A 16,552-nucleotide genomic window follows, 5' to 3' on the forward strand; every position below is an offset into this window, starting at 1 on the left:
GAATCGGGGGAGAGGTACGGCGTCATGGACTTCGACCTGACGGACGAACAGAGGCAGATTCGCGACGAGGTCCGGCGCTTCGCGGAGAACGAGGTCGCCCCCGTCGCGGGGGAGTACGACGTCGAGGAGAAGTTCCCCTTCGAGGTGCTGGAGACGGCCGCCGAGATGGGGCTGACCGGCGCGAACATCCCCGTCGAGTACGGCGGCGCGGGCTACAACGCCCTCGAGACGGCGCTCGTCGTCGAGGAACTGTTCGCCGTCGACCCCGGCGTCGGCCTCTCCATCACGGCGACGACGTTCGGCAGCGACGCCATCATGGAGTTCGGCACCGAGGAACAGAAAGAGGAGTACCTCGAACCCGTCGCCATCGGCGAGGCCATCATGGGCGCGGCCATCTCCGAACCCGACACCGGCAGCGATGTCTCCTCCGTCTCGACCACCGCCGAGAAGGACGGCGACGAGTGGGTACTCAACGGCAACAAGATGTGGATCACCAACGGGTCGGTCGGCGACTTCTTCGTCGTGATGTGCAAGACCGACCCCGAGGCCGAGGGTCGATACAACGGCTTCTCACAGATAATCGTCGAGTCCGACCGCGAGGGGTTCACGAGCGAGAAGATAACGGGCAAGCTCGGCATCCGCGCGAGCGACACCGCCGAACTCGTCTTCGACGACCTGCGCGTCCCCGAGGAGAACCTCGTCGGCACGCGCGGCATGGGCTTCCTCCAGCTCATGCAGTTCTTCGACGTCACCCGGACGATGGTCGCCGCCCAGGGTATCGGCATCGCCAAGGGCGCCTGCGAACGCGCGCTCGACTACGCCAAGGAGCGCGAACAGTTCGGCCGCCCCATCGGCGACTTCCAGGCCATCCAGCACAAACTCGCCGACATGCACACCCGGACCGAGGCCGCCAGACAGCTGACCTACAAGTCCGCCTGGAGCGTCGACAACTCCGACGACCAGTTGACGACGCTCGCCTCCATGGCCAAGGAGTACGCCTCCCGCGTCGCCGTCGACTGCGCCAACGAGGCCGTCCAGATACACGGCGGGGCCGGCTACGTCAACGACTTCGACGTCGAACGCCTCTACCGCGACGCGAAGATCACTCAGATATACGAGGGCACCACGGAGATTCAGAAGAACATCATCGCCCGCGAGTTGCTGGGGAAGGGTTTCTAACCCCACTCTTTGACACCTCGGGTGTACTCCACTCGGTCGCACAGCACTCGGCGTCAAAACCGGGACAGAGACGTCGCTCGACGCGCTTCGCGCGTCTCACGGTGAACCGCAGCCGCCGGGCTCGTGCGGGGGCTAGACCTGCCGGTTCGCCGTCTGTGGGGACCGTTCGGACGAGCCTGGAAACCACTCTCGTTACCCTTTTGTCCACACCGGGGGAAGGGAGGGGCATGCGCGACAGCACCCGTCGTCGCCGACCGTTCGTCCACCGCTCGCGTCGGTGCCCCCGCTGTCGCTGGTGAGCCCGCTCTTCTCGTCGAGTTTCGCACGCCCATCGCACCACGCCAGCTACCATACCATGTTCGACAGACTTCGCGAAGACGTTCGCACCGCCTACGAGACAGACCCTGCCGCCAAGCGTCCGCTTGAGGTGGTCCTCACCTATCCGGGACTGCACGCCCTCTGGTTCCACTACCTCGCGCGACGGCTCCTCGCCGCCGACCACGCGCTCGCCGCGCGCGTCGTCTCGCACGTCGCCCGCGTCCTGACGGGCGTCGAGATACACCCCGGCGCGACCGTGGGCCACCGGCTGTTCGTCGACCACGGGATGGGCGTCGTCGTCGGCGAGACGGCCGAAATCGGTGACGACGTCCACATGCACCACGGCGTCACCCTCGGGGGGGCCGACTCGGACCCCGTCAAGCGCCACCCGACCGTCGAGGACGATGTGCTCATCGGCGCGAACGCGACGCTCATCGGCGACATCACCGTCGGGACGGGCGCACGCGTCGGTGCCGGCGCCGTCGTCGTCGAGGACGTCCCGCCGGGGACGACCGTCGCCGGCGTGCCGGCGAAGCCCGTCGGCGAGCCGGCCGAGGCCGAAACCGCCGAGGCACCGGACGAAGTGGCGCCCGGCTGCCCGTCGCGGTAGCGCAGTAACGTGCGTCCGACTGGTTCCGCCTACTCGTCGGACTCGTACTCCGCCCAGATGTATCGGACCGCGTGGCTCCGATAGGGACGCCACCGCTTGGCGAGCGACCGCATCTCCTCGCGGCTCATCTCCTCGCCGTCGTTGTACAGGGTCTCGATGCCGCGGCGGACCGCGAGGTCGCCGAGGGGGAGAACGTCGTCGCGTTCGAGGACGAACAGGAGGTACATCCGGGCCGTCCACGCGCCGATGCCGCGAATCTCGGTCAGTTCGTCGATGACCTCCTCGTCCGAGTGGTCGGCGAGGCCGGCGGGCGTCAGGTCGCGTTCGAGGTAGGCCTCGGCGGCGTGGCGCGCGTACTCGGTCTTCCGCTCGCCGAGGCCCGCCTCGACGAGTTCCGACTCGGTCGCGTTCAGGACCGCCTCGGGAGTCACCTCGCCGTCGAACAGGGCGAAGACGCGCTCCCTGACCGCTCTCGCCGAGGCCGTCGAGATGGACTGGTTGATGATGCTGACGAGCAGTCGCTCGTAGCCGTTCGTCCACTCCGGTTCCACGTAGGGGTCGTGGCGGTCGAGGAGGTCGGCCATCACCGGGTCGTCGCCGAGGACCGTCCGCACGTCGTCGTCGGTGGGTTCCACAGTGCTCGAACCGACGGGCCGAGGGCTCACGACAGTTGCGCATCGCGGACGGTCACGGCCCCGAGAGGGCGGGCCGCCGTCCGCGGCACGTCGGAAGGGCGGACAGGCACCACTGACGGCGCGAAGCGACGTCGCGACCCGCTTCGCGGCGACGGTCAGGTCACGGCGATGCTGGTCGCGTTCTCGTACAAGAAGGTCCGGGCGTGAATCGCGCGGCGAGTCGGTCGGCGGCCGGTTCGGGCGACGTCTGTCGACGGCCGAGGGGTTACTCCTCCAGCGCTTCCTCGTCGTCGTCGGAGTAGTCACCGTCCGCGCGCCGGCGGACGTCGACGCGGTAGTGTTCGAGGATGTCGCGCCCGAGCAGGAGGGGGTAGTCCATGTGGCTGCGGTCCTCGACGCTCGCGGTGACGGTGTGCTGTCGCCCGCCGATACCGATGACGAGGTCGACGACGGGGCGGGCCTTCCCGGACTTGACGCTCCCCGACTTCACGCGCGTCATGCTCTTGATGGGGCCGGCGCCGATTTCGGCGGCCAGCGACGTGTCGATGCTGGTCCGCGTCGCGCCCGTGTCGGACTTCGCCAGCGCGCCCGTCGAGCCGCTGGTCCCGCTGACGACGACCTCCTCGATGTAACCGATGAGCGGCTGGTCCTCGGAGTCGTAGGGAGCGACCCGGGGAGCACAGGAGGGCGTCGAGTCGTCGAGGGTCGCCGAGAGCTCGCGGACCCGTTCGTCGTCGACGGTCCCGCCGGCGCGCTCGATGGCCATCTTCGCGATGTAGGGGGCGGGGCTGGAGCCGGTGGCCTGGTAGAGGCCCTTGAACCCCGCCGTCGGGTTGACCTCGAGGACGTACCAGCCGTCCTTCCCCTTCACGAGGTCGACGCCGGCGTAGTCGAGGCCGAGCACCTCGGCCGCGTACAGCGCCGTCTCCGAGGCCTCCTCGGGCAGTTCGTCGGTCATGTCCTCGACGGCACCGCCGAGCGCCACGTTGGTCCGCCAGTCGCCCTCGGGGGCGTACCGGCGCATCGCGCCGACGATGTGCTCGCCGACGACGTACACCCGGAGGTCGCTGTGGCGCTCGTCGTCGAGTTCGATGAGCTTCTGGAGGAAGGCCTGTCGGTTGCCGACCTTCGGGTTGACGGGTTCGGTGAGGTCGACCTTCCAGGTGCCGCCGCCGTGCGTCCCGATGGCGGTCTTGTAGACGCCGACGTCGCCGAAGCGGTCGCGGTTGCGGTTGAGGCCGTCGTTCGACAGCGCGAGCAGGGCGTCGGGGACGGCGATGTTCCAGTCCGCGAGCGTGACGGCCGTGGCGAACTTGTGGATGGCCGTCAGCACCGCCCCCGGCTGGTTGAGCATCGGGCGGAGGCGGTTGAACGTCGTCGCCAACCCGAGGCCCTCCGCGGGTTCCTCGGTGTTCGAGAGCAGGAGCCGGTTCGCGACGATGTCCACCTCGGGTTCTATCGCGACGTCGCCGTCCTCGATGGAGATCGCGGTGTTCTCGGCGCGGAGCCACTCCGGGGCGTGGCCGAGGTCCTCGACGGCGTTGAGGATCGCCTTGGTCTCCTTGCTGTTGTGTAGCGAGAGGACGCCAACTCGTACTCGGTTTTCATCAGTGGTGGACATAGACGGTACCATTCGCGGCGTCGCCAAATGCGTGCCGGTATCAGCGACGCCCGTCCGGGACCCGCGACCGCGAGACGGGGAGGTATTTACCTCGTCACACCAGTGTCCTGCCATGGCAGCGCCCGACGCGTTCACCTACAACGGGGGAACCGTCGCCCCCGGCGAGACGCAGAACCTCCGCTACAGCGTCAGCGAGACCTACCTCGGCGACCCGGTTCGCATCCCCGTCACCGTCGTCAACGGCGAACGCGAGGGCCCGACCGTGTTCCTCAGCGCGGCGGCCCACGGCGACGAACTGAACGGCATCGAGGTCGTCCGCGAGGTCGCCCACACCTGGAACCACGCCGACCTCGCGGGGACCCTCGTCTGCCTGCCCGTCCTCAACGTCCCCGGGTTCATCGCCCAGCAGCGCTACCTCCCCATCTACGACCGCGACCTGAACCGCTCGTTCCCCGGCAGCGAGACGAGCACGGGCGCGAAGCGGATGGCCAACCGCATCTTCCGCAACTTCATCGAACCCTGCGACTACGGCCTCGACTTCCACACCTCCACGCGCGGGCGGACGAACATGCTCCACGTCCGGGGCGACATGGAGCACACGGAGACGGCCCGCCTCGCCAACGCCTTCGCGTCGAACGTCATCCTCTCCAGTGAGGGGCCGGAAGGGACGCTCCGACGGGAGGCCACGGACGCCGGGACTCCCACCATCACCATCGAGATGGGGGAGGCCCACCGCTTCCAGCGGTCGCTCATCGACCGGGCGCTCGACGGCGTGCTGAGCGTCCTCGCGGAGTTCGGCCTCCGGCCGGCCGAACAGGTCCGCTGGCCGGGGTGGCGGACCGTCATCGACGACAGCGGCGAGAAGACGTGGCTCCGCGCCGACGTCGGCGGTCTCGTCGACATGAACTACGAGCGGGGGACGCTCGTCTACGAGGACGACGTCATCTGCACCATCTCCGACCCGTTCCGCGCCGACACGGAGACGGTCGAGGCACCGTTCACCGGCCTGCTCGTCGGCGTCCTGGAGAACCCGCTGGTCTACCCGGGGAACCCGCTCTGTCACCTCGTGAAACTGGAGGAGAAGACGCTCCGCGCGCTCGAACAGGAGCAGGCCATCACCCGCACGCCGTGAGAAGTAAACCTGTCGGTTTTCGAAGGCTCATTCCGTCGCCTCGGGGCCGCTCGACCCCGCGCAGACGGTGAGTTAGTAACTACTATACCCGGTGGCCCCCTGTCACGGACATACATGAGCCAGTCGTACGACAGGGGCCTCGTCGAGGACTTCGGCCGGTGGCGGGACTTCTCCGCCGGCATGTGGGCGTGGGTGTTCCACAAGTTCACCGGGTGGGTCCTCATCGGATATCTCTTCACGCACATCGCCGTCCTGAGCACGGCGACGGTCAGTCCGGACATGTACACGAACACGCTACAGGGGCTGGAGGAACTCCTCCTCGTCCGGTTCCTCGAGGTCGGCCTGCTGGCGGTCGCCGTCTTCCACATCCTCAACGGCGTCCGCCTGCTGTTCGTCGACCTCGGCGTCGGCCTCGGCGCCCAGGACAAGAGCTTCTACGCCTCGGTCGTGCTGACGGGCGCCATCGTCGTCGCCAGCGTGCCGACGTTCCTCGCGGGGGCGCTCTGATGGCGGAGCACTACTCCTCGTTCGAGCGCAAGGGCACCGGTTGGCTGCTCCAGCGCCTGACGGCGGTGTTCCTCGTCGGCGTCCTCGCCTTCCACTTCATGCTACTTCACTTCGTGAACCACGCCGCCGAAATCACCTTCATGGGCACGCAGGCCCGCATGGGGCAGGTCGGCTACTTCGCGACCATGTGGCTGTTCCTCGTGACGGCCACCTTCCACGGCGTCAACGGCGTCTACAACGCTCTCGTCAACCAGGGGCTCTCCGGGACCCAGCAGCGCGTCGCGCGGGCCGGCCTCGCGCTCGCGGCGCTCGCACTCGTCGCCCAGGGGACCTACGTGGCACTGGCGATGAACGGCTTCCTCTAACACAATGAGCACGCAACTCCCCGAATCCGAGACCGAGACCGAGACCGAATCCGACGAACAGGCGCCGAGCGCGCCCGTCCAGCAGCAGCGGCGCATGGAGCGCAAACGTGCCCGCGCCGAGGAGGAGGAGCGCGAGGCCGTCGAGGAGGAGACGGAACTCGACGGCGAGACGTACACCCTGAAGGTGTTCCGCTACGACCCCGAAGTCGAGGGCAAGAAGCGCCCGCGCTTCGACGAGTTCGTCGTCCCCTACCACAAGGGGATGACGGTGCTCGACGCGCTGATGTACGCGCGCGACCACTACGACTCCTCGCTCACCTTCCGACACTCCTGTCGGCAGGCCATCTGTGGCTCCGACGCGATGTTCGTCAACGGGCGCCAGCGTCTCTGCTGTAAGACCCAGCTGTCGGACCTCACCGACCCCGTCCGCGTCGAACCCCTCCCCCACCAGGAGGTGGTGAAGGACCTCGTCGTGGACATGCAGCACTTCTACGACCAGATGGACGCTGTCGAGCCGTTCTTCCAGACGAACGACCTCCCCTCGGGGCTAGAAGAACAGCACCAGACCCGCGAGAACCGCGAGAAGGTGAAGATGTCCACGCGCTGTATCTGGTGTGGCGCGTGCATGTCCTCGTGTAACATCGCGGCCGGCGACAACGAGTACCTCGGCCCCGCCGCCATCAACAAGGCCTACCGCTTCGCGATGGACGAGCGCGAGGGCGAGGAGCTGAAACAGCACCGCCTCGAGATACTCGAACAGGAACACGGCGTCTGGCGCTGTCAGACGCAGTTCTCCTGCACCGAGGTCTGCCCGAAGGACATCCCCCTCACCGAGCACATCCAGGAACTCAAGCGCGAGGCGGTGAAGAACAACCTCAAGTTCTGGTAATCCGAAGACACTACAACGACTACTACTACCATGGCAATTCACGAACACGACGTCGTCGTCGTCGGGGCGGGCGGCGCCGGCATGCGAGCGGCCATCGCGGCGAACGAGGAGGGTGCGGACGTCGCGCTCGTCTCGAAACTCCACCCGGTACGCAGTCACACGGGCGCGGCCGAAGGGGGCATCAACGCCGCGCTGCGCGACGGCGACTCCTGGGAGGACCACGCCTACGACACGATGAAGGGCTCCGACTACCTCGGCGACGCCCCCGCCGTCGAGACGCTCTGTCAGGACAGCCCGAAGGAGACCATCCAGCTCGAACACTGGGGGATGGCGTTCTCCCGGGACGACGACGGGCGCGTCTCCCAGCGACCGTTCGGTGGCCTCTCGTTCCCGCGGACCACCTACGCGGGCGCGGAGACGGGCCACCACCTCCTGCACACGATGTACGAGCAGGTCGTCAAGCGGGGCATCCGCGTCTACGAGGAACACTACGTGATGCAACTCGCGGTCACGGACCACGAGGACCCCGAGGCGCGGCGCTGTCACGGCGTCGTCGCCTACGACATCAAGACGGGGCGCATCAACGGCTTCGTCGCGAACGACGGCGTCGTCATCGCCACCGGCGGGCCGGGCCAGATGTACGACCACACCACGAACGCCGTGGCCAACACCGGCGACGGGGCGGCGATGGCCTACCGCGCCGGCGTCCCCCTGCAGGACATGGAGTTCGTCCAGTTCCACCCGACGACGCTCCCCTCGACGGGCGTGCTCATCAGCGAGGGCGTCCGCGGCGAGGGCGGCATCCTCTACAACAGCGAGGGTGAGCGCTTCATGTTCGAACGCGGGTACGCCAACAACGTCGGCGAACTCGCCTCGCGCGACGTCGTCGCGCGCGCCGAACAGACCGAGGCCAACGAGGGCCGCGGCTTCGAGAACGACAGCGTCATGCTCGACATGCGCCACCTCGGCGAGGAGCGCATCATCGACCGCCTCGAGAACATCCTCCACCTCGCGGAGGACTTCGAGGGCGTCAACGCCCTGGAGGAGCCGATGCCGGTCAAGCCCGGCCAGCACTACGAGATGGGCGGCATCGAGACCGACGAGAACGGCGAGACGTGCATCGAGGGACTGTACGCCGTCGGCGAGTGCGCCTGCGTGAGCGTCCACGGTGCCAACCGCCTCGGCGGGAACGCCCTGCCGGAACTCATCGTCTTCGGCGCCCGCGCGGGCCGCCACGCCGCGACCCGCCAGCCCGAGACGGCCCAGATACAGACCGGCCCCTCCGCGAAGTCCGAGGACGGCCACGTCGACACGCCCGTCACGCCCGGCGAGATAGACGCCGGGAGCGAGGACGTCGTCGCCGACGGCGGGGCGCTCCTCGACGCGCCCGCACCCGAGGTCGTCGAACGGACCGTCGCCCGGGAGAACGCTCGCGTCGAGGAACTGATGGAACGCGACGGCGTCAACCACGCCGAGATCCGCGCCGACCTCCAGCAGTCGATGACGCGCAACGTCAACGTCTTCCGCAACGAGGCGGGGCTGAAGCAGGCGCTGCGCGACATCCGTGCGGCGCGCGAGGGTTACCGCGACGTCGCCGTCAGCGACCCCTCGCGGACGTACAACACGGACCTGCTCCACACTATCGAGACGCGCAACCTCATCGACCTCGCCGAGGCGCTGACGCTCAGCGCGCTGGCGCGCGAGGAGTTCCGCGGCGCGCACTGGCGCGAGGAGTACCAGTTCCGCGACGACGAGCAGTGGCTCAAGCACACGCAGGTCGCCTGGAACGACGGCCGCCCGGACCTCTACTACACGCCCGTCATCCTGGAGGGGGAGGGCGGCGAGTACGAACCCAAAGAGCGAAGCTACTGACCGGCACGACTTTTCTCGTTTCGAGAGTGTCCCACATCAGTGACGTGTCGAGGATATAAGTTATGTGGCCGAGGCATCACGGGTACGGCACCCATGCCTATATGACCCCTGGGAGAGAACGCTTCCCCGTCAGCGGAAGGGCATGCGTGGTAGAAGTCTAACCGTCGGGACAGACATGTCCGTGACGGGAACCTGCTGGGCTTCGCGTGGTTCGATTCCCGCCCCTTCCACTCCTACCGACGACTGCTGTGACTGAACGGTACGTCGCGTCATTCCCCCGGTCGACGCGGTACCGTGTAGCTTCGGTCGACGCTGTTCTCATAAATCTGTCGCCCGTTCCCAGCGAGAAAGGCCTATGCGGGTGGCCCGAGGACTGCGGGTATGCAGGCAGTGATCCTCGCCGCGGGCGAGGGGACTCGAATGCGACCGTTGACTCACTCGACGCCGAAGCCGATGCTTCCGGTGGCCGACCGACCGCTCGTCGCGCACACGGCCGACGCCGCGGTGGCGGCCGGAGCGGAGGAACTGCTCGTCGTCGTCGGTTACGAGGCGGCGGACGTCCGCGAGTACTTCGGCGAGGAGTACGCGGGCGTCCCCGTCCGCTTCGCCGTCCAGGAAGAGCAGTTGGGGACCGGCCACGCCGTCGACTGCGCCCGGGAGTACATCGACGGCGACTTCGCGGTCCTCTACGGCGACAACCTCTACGACGCGGCGAGCATCGAGCGACTGTTCGAGCGCGGCCCCGCCGTCGCCGCCTACCGGGTCGCAAACCCGACGAACTACGGCGTTCTCACCCTCGCGAGCGACGAGGGGACCGACTCGCGAGACGCCGGGCGCGTCGTCGACATCGTCGAGAAGCCCGACGACCCGCCGACCGAACTGGCGAACGCGGGCGCGTACGTCTTCCCCGCCGAGGCGCGCGACTGGCTCGACGTCCCGAAGAGCGAGCGCGGCGAACACGAGTTCACCGACGTCCTCGCGCGGGTCATCGACGAGTACGAGGTCCGTGCCGTCGAGGTCGAACGCTGGATGGACGTCGGGCGACCGTGGGAACTGCTCACGGCCAACGAGTGGAAACTCGCCGACCTCTCGTCTCGCGTCGACGGCGAGGTGCGCGGCGACGCCGACCTGCGCGGTCCGGTCGTCGTCGAGGAGGGCGCCGTCGTCGAACCGGGCGTCGTCATCGAGGGACCGGCGCTCGTCCGTTCGGGTGCGAGCGTCGGGCCGAACGCCTACCTCCGGGGGGCGACGCTCGTCGGTCCCGACTGCCACGTCGGCCACGGCGTCGAACTGAAGAACACCGTCGTCATGCGCGGGTCGAACGTCCCGCACCTCTCGTACGTCGGCGACAGCCTGCTCGCCCCCGGGGTGAACCTCGGCGCGGGGACGCAGGTGGCGAACCTCCGGCACGACGGTGGTGACGTGAAACAGACCGTCAAAGGTGAGCGCGTCTCGACGGGGCGGCGCAAGTACGGCGTCGTCGCGGGCGACGGCGCGAAGACGGGTATCAACACGACGCTCGCGCCCGGGGTCGTCCTCTCGGCCGGCGCGACGACGACGCCCGGCGAGTCGGTGACGCGCGACCGGTAGTCCTTACCGCCGGGCGTGCGTGGTACGGTCATGCTCGACACACCGGACCTCGACGGACGGGTCGCGTTCATCACCGGCACGACCCGCGGCATCGGGAAGGCCATCGCCCTCTCGCTCGCGGAGTGCGGCGCCGACGTGGTCTCGACGGGGAAGACGACCGAGACCGACGACGCCGACCTCCCCGGGAGCGTCGAGCAGACCGCCCGCGAGATTCGAGAGCGCGGCGTCGAGTCGCTCGCCATCCCGCTCGACGTGCGCGACGAGCGGGCGGTCCACGACGCCGTCGACCGGACCGTCGAGGAACTCGGGAGCGTCGACGTCCTCGTCAACAACGCGGGGGCCATCCAGCTGGCGAACGTCGCGGACATGCCCGCGAAGCGCTTCGACCTCATGATGGACGTCAACGTCCGGGCGGCGTACGTCTGCTCGCGGGCCGTCCTCCCGTACATGCGCGAACAGGAGTACGGCCACGTCCTGATGGCGTCGCCGCCGATTCGCGTCGAGAAGGCGCCCGGGAAGGCCGCCTACGCCCTCTCGAAACTCGGGATGACGTTCCTCGCGCTGTCGCTGGCCGACGAACTGGCGGGCGAGAACGTCGGCGTCAACGCTTTCTGGCCCGTGACCGCCATCGACTCGCGCGCGACTCGCTACTTCGGGATGGGGACCGAGGAGGACTGGCGCACGCCCGAGGTCCTCTGTGACACCGTGAGGGAAATCGTCCGCCAGCGACCGAGCGAGTGCACCGGAAACGCCTTCTACGACGAGGAGGTCCTCCGGGCGGCGGGCGTCGAGGACTTCTCGCGGTACGCGGTCGTCGAGGGGGCCTCGCCCGGTCCCGCCTCCGCACGCCTGTTCGACCCCGACTACGAGCCGGAGACGTGAGTCGCGGTAGCTAAGTGGGACGCGGGCGTTCTCCCGACTCATGACACTCTCTCGCCCCCGAACGGTGGTGTCGCAGTGATGGTCGACCCCACCTCGGACCTCGACGACGACGTCGACGAGTCGAACGCGCCGCGCTGTGCGGTCTGCGACGACCCCCTGATTCGCGACCCGAACCACCGCGTCGTCACCTGGGTCGAGGACGCGAAGGCGCACACGGCTCACTTCTGTGGGCCCGACTGCCGGGACGCGTGGGACGGGCCGCCGGCCTGACCGGCGCGTAGTACCCCGATACCGGATAATTCAGGGATTCCGACCGACGATACACATATTATGGTCCTCGGAGTTAGATAGATTGGCTTCCAGTCGAGTGTACACGGGAGCCAACCCGGCATCCGCCGGGACCCCACCTGTGACCGGTCGCATCGACGTCCACGGGCTCTTCGGACGTCGGTGCACCACCCCACCTTGGTTTCTCGTCGTACAGGAGACGTCTCTCCGTGGCGTTAACCGCCGGATAACGGCGAGCGACGGCGACGGTGCTCGCGGTAAGTGGTCGGTGACTCGCGGTTGCCGTGAGACTAACTATGCGGGTTCTCGACGTCCCCGTAGACGATGGAATCCCTGGTCGGCGGTCTCGTCCTCACCGCCATCGTCCTCGAACTCGTCGGGTTCATCGGTCTCGCGGTCGCGGGGTTGACCGTCGGCGTCGCCGCCGCCATGTGGACCGTCGCGCTCGGCCTCATCCTCGTGGCGCGCGTCTGTGAGCGCGTCGGCGGACCGCTCACCCCCCGCCGGGTGTAGGGCGGCCGCTCGACGGTCGAGGTTCGATGGCCCGGACCGACCGCGGCGCTCGCGGTCGTGTCGTCCGGCAGTAGCGAACCGCGCGGGCGTGCCCAGTGCCCGCGCGACCCGAGAGACAGCGTGAATCGAGAGCCGTGTTCCGGTCGGTCGGGTCGTTACTCGACGATGAAGCCGCTCGCGATCTCCGTGACCTCGTCCATCGTGCGGACGGGGTCGAACGCGTCGGGGTACGGCAGGCGCAGCTCGTGGAGGTTGAGGTAGCCCGCGTGGCGCGCCTCGACGCTGTGGATGCTGAGCGCGGCCGAGAGGACGTCGCTGTTCTGTATCATCGGTGCGGCGCCCGCGTAGGCGGAGACGCCGATGTTCTCGATGGTCGCCGCGAGCGTGACGAACTCTGCGACGTTCTCGTAGGGGAAGTCGTACTCCGCCTCCTCGACGGGCGTGCCGCCGAGGTCCTCGATCGTCGCGGCGATGACGTCGACGTGCTCGCCCTCGTGGTCGCGAATCTCCTCGAAGCGCTGGTAGGTGCCGTAGCGCGGGCGCGGCGAGTTGAACACGCGGTCGCCGGGGCTGCCCACGCCCTCGAAGTGACGCTCGTCGAAGTGCTCCAGCGCGTCGCGGTAGAACGCGTACTCGAGGTGCTCCAGCGTCAGCGCGTAGTTCAGGATGTCCACGTCGGTCGGCCCGTCGTCCGACTCGTGGCCGTCGGCGGCCGCCACCCCCGTCCCCGCGAACGACAGCAGCGCCGCGCCGCCGCCGAGTTTCGCGGCCGTCGAGAGGAAGTCCCGTCGGCCCGTACCGTTCTCCTGCGTCGTGTCGGTGTCGTCGAAGTCCGTCATAGTACGGCGTCAGTACGCCAACTGGGACTGACGCCCTGTTAGAAAAATAACGTTTCCCGAAGAGGGACCGAAATTCGTGCGGAATTCCCCGCAAAACACTCTCAATATCGTGAAAATACTACCATCCGTCGTCTTCGAGAGGGGGAGTCGGCGTCGGGCCGTCAGTCCCAGGTGATCCAGACGAGGAACCCGACGGCGACCAGTTCGAGCACCCGGAGCGAGACCATCGCTATCTGGGCGGGACGGGGGACGAGCGTCGCGTCGGCCACCCAGGGCGCCAACACGGGGTGGAACGCGAACAGGTAGAGCGCGAGCGCGCTCTCGCCGAGGAGGAACGCGGCGAACAGCGTCAGCCCGAAGGTGTGTTTCGAGCGGAACTGCGCGAAGTTGCGCACCCAGATGGCGAGCAGCACTCCGAGGAGGACGAGGTTCACCGCGATGAGCACGCGCATCGCGTCGATGAGCATGGTCACGGCTGCTCCTCCGTCGCACGTACACTCGGGGTCGGTCCTTCGCTCGTCATCTGTCTCGTCTGTACTCTCATGGGTCCGTGTCAACCCCCGTATCCGTTCCGGCTTGCTCGTCGCGCTCCGGTTCGATGTCGACCTCTCCGAGGATGGATTCGACGACGTCCCACTGCTGGCGGACGCGCTCGGAGGGCAGGTAGACGGCGCCGTATCCCTCGCCGCCGCGCGTCACGACGTCGTTGTCCTGGAGGACGTCGAGGTGGTGGCGAACCGTCTCGTAGTGGAGGTCGAGCGTCTCTGCGAGCTGGTTCGCGTTGCGCGGCCGCTGTCTGAGCGTCCACAGGATACGCGCGCGGTTCGGACCGCCACGCGTCCCCGTCAGCACGTACCAGAGCGCCGCCTCCATTACCGGGTGGTACGACGGCCAGGGTAAAGAACGCACACGGTCCGCATTCGGGACCAAAGCTGACTTGCCGACGGTCGCTCTCTGGACGGCCGGAGCTATCGAGATGCTACTCACAGGGACGGTCCTCGCCGACTCGACGACGGTCCTCGAAGACGGCGCCGTCGTCGTCTCGGGGCGGACGATCGAAGCGGTCGGCCCGCGCACGGACCTCGTCGACCGCTATCCGGACCACGACCGACGCGCGTACGACCTGCTCGCGCCGGGCCTCGTCGGCGCGCACGTCCACTCCGTCCAGAGCCTCGGGCGGGGCATCGCCGACGACACGGAACTCCTCGACTGGCTGTTCGACTACGTCCTCCCGATGGAGGCCTCCCTCTCGGCCGAGGAGATGCGCGTCGCCGCCGAACTGGGCTACCTCGAACTCGTCGAGACGGGAACGACGACGTGCATCGACCACCTCTCGGTCGCCCACAGCGAGGAGGCGTTCGAGGCCGCGACCGACCTCGGAATCCGCGCGCGGATGGGGAAGGTGCTGATGGACAAGCGCGCCCCCGAGGGGTTGCTGGAGGACACCGACGACGCGCTCGCGGACTCGGAGCGACTCGTCCGGCGCTACCACGACACGGCCGACGGCCGCATCCGCTACGCGGTCACGCCGCGCTTCGCCGTCTCCTGTACCGAGGCGTGCCTGCGCGGCGCGCGCGACATCGCCGACCGCCACGACGGCGTCCGCATCCACACCCACGCGAGCGAGAACCGCGACGAGATAGCGCAGGTCGAAGCCGACACCGGTCGGCGCAACGTCCACTGGCTCGACGAGGTGGGCCTCACCGGCGAGGACGTCGTCCTCGCGCACTGCGTCTGGACCTCCGAGGCCGAACGCGAGGTGCTCGCCGAGACGGGCACCCACGTCACGCACTGTCCGTCCTCGAACATGAAACTCGCCTCCGGCGTCGCGCCAGTCGTCGACTACCTCGACCAGGGTATCAACGTCGCGCTCGGCAACGACGGCCCCCCGTGTAACAACACGCTCGACCCGTTCACGGAGATGCGCCAGGCCAGCCTCCTCCAGAAGGTCGACCGCCTCGACTCGCGGGCCGCCCCCGCGCGGACCGTCTTCGAGATGGCGACGCGAAACGGCGCGCGCGCCGCCGGCTTCGAGCGCGTCGGCGCCCTGCGACCGGGGTGGCGCGCCGACGTCATCGGCCTCACCACCGACCTCACGCGCGCGACGCCGCTGTACGACCCCTTCTCGCACCTCGTCTTCGCCGCCCGCGGCGACGACGTCCGCTTCACGATGGTCGACGGGCGGGTGTTACAGGACCGGGGAGAGGTGGTGGTCGCGGACGCCGACGCCATCCGGGCGCGTGCCCGCGACGTCGCCGACTCGCTCGCCGACCGACTGGGCGTGTAGTCAGTCCGAGCGGTCGACGCGCGGCGAGCGCCCCCACCCGACGAGCCACTGGCGGAGCGAGAGCGTCGGGCGCTCGGCGAGCGGTTCGGGGTAGCGGTCGCGCGTCTGCATGTAGTTCACCAGCGTGACGAGGAAGACGCCGCCGACGGTGTTGCCGAGGACGACCGGCGTGACGAACTCCCAGAGCACCGGCAGGATGCCGGTTCCGGTCTCGAACGCGAGGTAGAACGCGTCGCAGATGGACACGACCGAGTGGTACAGCCCCCCGACGGGGATGCAGAGGAAGATGACGTAGACGAGGACGATGCGGCTGATGGTGTCGCGCGAGGCGTGTTCGAGCCACACCAGCCCCGCGACCAGCCACCCGGCGAACAGCGCCTTCGCGAAGAGGTCCCACCACGACGTCTCCAGGGCCTCCGTCCCGAACCCGACGGCGACCGCGGCCGCCGGCGGCGAGAACACGCCGGTCTGGGAGAGGACCAGCGCCCCGAGCGCCGCGCCGACCGCGTTCGCACAGAGGACGACCACCCAGATGCGCAACAGCGCCGGGACGCTCGTCAACCGCGTCAGCACGAGCGCCACCGGCGGGAGCGTGTTCTCGGTGTACAGCTGATACCGGCCGATGATGATGTAGACGAAGCCGATGGGGTAGAGCACTGCCCCGACCGTCGGCCCCATCGGTCCCGGGACGGCGGCCGTGACGACGGCGTGCAGGAGGAACGCCAGCGTGATGGCGAACCCCGCCGCCAGTCCGCTGAAGAACAGCTCTCGCGTCGTCGCGTCTATCTCCTCGTCCGCGCTCACGATGACGCGCTGGAATATCTCGTCGGCCGAGAAGCGGTCGCGGATGACCTTCCCATCGGCGGGCGCCCCGCTCTGGGACCGGTCGACCGCATCGCGGACTTCCGACTCGGGGTCTCGGGGTGTAGACGTCACTGTTCGGGTTCTCGACAGGTGTACGGGCTGGACTCAGTGGTCGTCGGTGCCGGCCACCCGCACGGAGGGGTGTGGACACACGACGCTCC

Annotated in this window: 18 protein-coding genes; 12 read left to right on the forward strand and 6 right to left on the reverse strand. The window is 68.4% G+C overall.

Annotated features, from left to right (window positions below):
• Positions 1–24 precede the first annotated feature (24 nt).
• Together P1Y20_RS02260 and cysE are read left to right on the forward strand one after the other, a co-directional pair.
• Positions 25–1,179, forward strand: a complete 1,155-nt coding sequence (locus tag P1Y20_RS02260; RefSeq protein ID WP_304447033.1) for an acyl-CoA dehydrogenase family protein — start codon at positions 25–27, stop codon at positions 1,177–1,179.
• Positions 1,180–1,534: 355 nt separating this feature from the next.
• Positions 1,535–2,107, forward strand: a complete 573-nt coding sequence (gene cysE / locus P1Y20_RS02265) for a serine O-acetyltransferase (RefSeq protein ID WP_304447034.1) — start codon at positions 1,535–1,537, stop codon at positions 2,105–2,107.
• A gap of 29 nt (positions 2,108–2,136) precedes the next feature.
• Here the strand turns inward: cysE and P1Y20_RS02270 are convergent, their stop codons facing one another.
• The gene (locus P1Y20_RS02270) at positions 2,137–2,691 is read right to left on the reverse strand and encodes a DNA-3-methyladenine glycosylase family protein (RefSeq protein WP_304449452.1); all 555 of its coding nucleotides are present in this window, start codon (positions 2,689–2,691) and stop codon (positions 2,137–2,139) included.
• 316 nt (positions 2,692–3,007) lie between these two features.
• A complete protein-coding gene (locus P1Y20_RS02275) occupies positions 3,008–4,363 on the reverse strand; it encodes a putative ATP-dependent zinc protease (RefSeq protein ID WP_304447035.1) in 1,356 nt (451 codons plus the stop codon).
• A 112-nt stretch (positions 4,364–4,475) separates the two neighbouring features.
• Here P1Y20_RS02275 and P1Y20_RS02280 point away from each other — a divergent pair, with 112 nt between their 5' ends.
• The 9 genes from P1Y20_RS02280 (at position 4,476) to P1Y20_RS02320 (ending at position 12,401) form a co-directional block, all read left to right on the forward strand.
• Positions 4,476–5,495 carry a succinylglutamate desuccinylase/aspartoacylase family protein gene (locus P1Y20_RS02280; RefSeq protein ID WP_304447036.1) on the forward strand — a complete coding sequence of 340 codons (1,020 nt, stop codon included), beginning with the start codon at positions 4,476–4,478 and terminating at the stop codon, positions 5,493–5,495.
• A 114-nt stretch (positions 5,496–5,609) separates the two neighbouring features.
• A complete protein-coding gene (gene sdhC, locus P1Y20_RS02285; RefSeq protein WP_304447037.1) occupies positions 5,610–6,002 on the forward strand; it encodes a succinate dehydrogenase, cytochrome b556 subunit in 393 nt (130 codons plus the stop codon).
• Entirely contained in the window at positions 6,002–6,367 is a 366-nt protein-coding gene (locus P1Y20_RS02290) for a succinate dehydrogenase/fumarate reductase transmembrane subunit (RefSeq protein ID WP_304447038.1), read from the forward strand. Before sdhC ends, P1Y20_RS02290 begins: the two co-directional genes overlap by 1 nt.
• Positions 6,368–6,371: 4 nt before the next feature.
• On the forward strand, positions 6,372–7,256 hold the full coding sequence (locus P1Y20_RS02295) for a succinate dehydrogenase/fumarate reductase iron-sulfur subunit (RefSeq protein WP_304447039.1): 885 nt from the start codon (positions 6,372–6,374) through the stop codon (positions 7,254–7,256).
• A 36-nt stretch (positions 7,257–7,292) separates the two neighbouring features.
• Positions 7,293–9,128, forward strand: coding sequence for an FAD-binding protein (locus P1Y20_RS02300; protein ID WP_304449453.1), 1,836 nt, complete (start codon positions 7,293–7,295; stop codon positions 9,126–9,128).
• A 381-nt stretch (positions 9,129–9,509) separates the two neighbouring features.
• A complete protein-coding gene (gene glmU / locus P1Y20_RS02305; protein WP_304447040.1) occupies positions 9,510–10,718 on the forward strand; it encodes a bifunctional sugar-1-phosphate nucleotidylyltransferase/acetyltransferase in 1,209 nt (402 codons plus the stop codon).
• 30 nt (positions 10,719–10,748) lie between these two features.
• Positions 10,749–11,600 (forward strand): SDR family oxidoreductase, encoded by an 852-nt coding sequence (locus tag P1Y20_RS02310; RefSeq protein WP_304447041.1) that lies wholly within the window; start codon positions 10,749–10,751, stop codon positions 11,598–11,600.
• A gap of 78 nt (positions 11,601–11,678) precedes the next feature.
• On the forward strand, positions 11,679–11,870 hold the full coding sequence (locus P1Y20_RS02315) for a DUF7576 family protein (RefSeq protein ID WP_304447042.1): 192 nt from the start codon (positions 11,679–11,681) through the stop codon (positions 11,868–11,870).
• A gap of 342 nt (positions 11,871–12,212) precedes the next feature.
• The gene (locus P1Y20_RS02320) at positions 12,213–12,401 is read left to right on the forward strand and encodes a hypothetical protein (protein WP_304447043.1); all 189 of its coding nucleotides are present in this window, start codon (positions 12,213–12,215) and stop codon (positions 12,399–12,401) included.
• Between the two features lie 155 nt (positions 12,402–12,556).
• Here P1Y20_RS02320 and P1Y20_RS02325 read toward each other — a convergent pair whose 3' ends face one another.
• The 3 genes from P1Y20_RS02325 to P1Y20_RS02335 all read right to left on the reverse strand — a co-directional run bounded on the left by P1Y20_RS02325 (position 12,557) and on the right by P1Y20_RS02335 (position 14,113).
• Positions 12,557–13,240, reverse strand: a complete 684-nt coding sequence (locus P1Y20_RS02325; RefSeq protein WP_304447044.1) for a ferritin-like domain-containing protein — start codon at positions 13,238–13,240, stop codon at positions 12,557–12,559.
• Between the two features lie 161 nt (positions 13,241–13,401).
• Positions 13,402–13,707, reverse strand: a complete 306-nt coding sequence (locus P1Y20_RS02330; RefSeq protein ID WP_368662156.1) for a DUF8036 family membrane protein — start codon at positions 13,705–13,707, stop codon at positions 13,402–13,404.
• A 73-nt stretch (positions 13,708–13,780) separates the two neighbouring features.
• On the reverse strand, positions 13,781–14,113 hold the full coding sequence (locus P1Y20_RS02335; protein WP_304447046.1) for an ArsR/SmtB family transcription factor: 333 nt from the start codon (positions 14,111–14,113) through the stop codon (positions 13,781–13,783).
• Positions 14,114–14,216: 103 nt separating this feature from the next.
• Between P1Y20_RS02335 and P1Y20_RS02340 the strand changes: the two genes are divergently transcribed.
• Positions 14,217–15,527, forward strand: coding sequence for a 5'-deoxyadenosine deaminase (locus P1Y20_RS02340; RefSeq protein WP_304447047.1), 1,311 nt, complete (start codon positions 14,217–14,219; stop codon positions 15,525–15,527).
• On the opposite strand, the gene P1Y20_RS02345 is transcribed toward P1Y20_RS02340, so the two are convergent.
• On the reverse strand, positions 15,528–16,463 hold the full coding sequence (locus P1Y20_RS02345) for a formate/nitrite transporter family protein (RefSeq protein ID WP_304447048.1): 936 nt from the start codon (positions 16,461–16,463) through the stop codon (positions 15,528–15,530).
• Positions 16,464–16,552 lie beyond the last annotated feature (89 nt).

This window comes from Halomarina ordinaria (genome assembly GCF_030553305.1).
GTDB classification, from domain to species: domain Archaea; phylum Halobacteriota; class Halobacteria; order Halobacteriales; family Haloarculaceae; genus Halomarina; species Halomarina ordinaria.